A 1,530-nucleotide genomic window follows, 5' to 3' on the forward strand; every position below is an offset into this window, starting at 1 on the left:
CCCTAATCCCCAGAGGGGGCCCCGAGTTCCCCGTGAACGGGGAGGGGTTGGGGGTGGGGTGCAATGACTGTGGGAATTATAACTATTTATCCGAACTTGATATAAGATAATAGCTTCATCTTAGAACTGCAAACACCAAAAATAAAAACGATCGCCCTGTAAATTCCCAGAGTGATCGCTTTTAATTATCTTACCAGATACAGTTTAAACAGCAGGTTCCAGCAATTTGATGTTCGAGAAGACAAACTCTTGAATTGACAGCTTACCTTCTGTCTCAGTGCGAATCTCTCGACGATTGAGGATGAAATAGTCGCCAACTTTTTCATACTCGTCAGTAAATTCGCTTCTACCTCCTTTTTGTTCCCCAGTTTTGGGGTCATGATATACAGAATCATAGGTGTGAGACAAATAGCCTTCGCCAGTGTCGTGACTGCTGAAGGTGTTAATTGTCACTACAACGCCGTGAATTTGACGATGAACTAGACACACTTCATTATTGCGGACTTTGTAGCGATCGCCTTGTGACTTCCCACCGACGAAAATCTCTACTGCATCACTTAAATCAGTGTCGCCATAGCTAAAAGTATTTTCGCCGTGAGTTTCTTCAAAGCCGCGACGGACGCGGTGAATTGCAATTTCCCAAGCTTGTCCGTGAATCGCTTGCTTTGCTTGCTCGTCATCTACACCCAAGACATCAGCCTTGAGATTGGGGTTGATGCGAACTTGACCTGTGAATACTTTATCGTCATACTTATATGTAATATCTGCGGTATAACCAGGGAAACCCTTATCCCAGGTGTAGCGGTTTTCATAAGCAGCCCGGAAAAGTTCCTGAGCAGAGAGTTTTGTAACTGTCATGTGCTTCTCCTAGCGTAACCAGTTAGATTAGCGTTTTATTCTTGCTGGTATTAGCATAGAAGTAATTGTTGAGTCTCGCATAGACCCCAACTGGGTACACTTATGCCTAATTCTCTTCACGCCGTATTTGAAGCGATCGCTAATGTCCGCCATGAGCAAGAATTAAGGCTAGCTCTCGCTGATAAAATTAGTGAGCATTTTGACGTGCAACATTGGGGTATCTATTTCCTAGACGACAAGTCACCAGCTGAAATTGATATTCCAGCCATTCCAGCAGTATGTTTAGAAAGCAATCCCGTTGGACGCTATGTAGTTGAACGTCACGCGCCCGCCCATGAACAATTGATATTATCTCCAGGAGATTGGAAGCATTTTTGCTCACGCCATGACCACGAACATGTGATGACTGGCCCCATTATTTGCGATGGTCGTCTCATAGGAACGCTGAACTTAGCCCGCGATCAAGGAAATCCTCCCTTTAACGGCAACGATTTAGCAGACTTAAGCGCCTTATGCATTCATTTGTCCGCAAAAATGGCAACTCTACGGGCGAAACCAACAAAATTGCAATCCCCCCCAACCACTCCTCTAACAGCGCGAGAGTTACAAATTGCCGAACTCGTAGCCCAGGGCTTAACCAATGCCGAAATTGGTGAAAAGCTTTGGATTACA

2 protein-coding genes are annotated in these 1,530 nt (G+C 45.0%); one reads left to right on the top strand and one right to left on the bottom strand.

The features are described from left to right. Nucleotides 1–204: 204 nt before the first annotated feature. Nucleotides 205–858, bottom strand: a complete 654-nt coding sequence (locus tag I8748_RS26085) for a DUF3386 domain-containing protein (RefSeq protein WP_198127426.1) — start codon at nucleotides 856–858, stop codon at nucleotides 205–207. A 102-nt stretch (nucleotides 859–960) separates the two neighbouring features. Between I8748_RS26085 and I8748_RS26090 the strand changes: the two genes are divergently transcribed. After that, nucleotides 961–1,530: GAF domain-containing protein (locus tag I8748_RS26090; protein ID WP_198127427.1), on the top strand; the 570-nt coding region annotated here is incomplete at its 3' end.

The organism is Amazonocrinis nigriterrae CENA67, from assembly GCF_016056305.1.
Classification (GTDB): domain Bacteria; phylum Cyanobacteriota; class Cyanobacteriia; order Cyanobacteriales; family Nostocaceae; genus Amazonocrinis; species Amazonocrinis nigriterrae.

Coding starts and splice junctions, on each gene's coding strand:
- I8748_RS26085 (WP_198127426.1), bottom strand. CDS start 858: ATGACAGTTACAAAACTCTCTGCTCAGGAACTTTTCCGGGCTGCTTAT.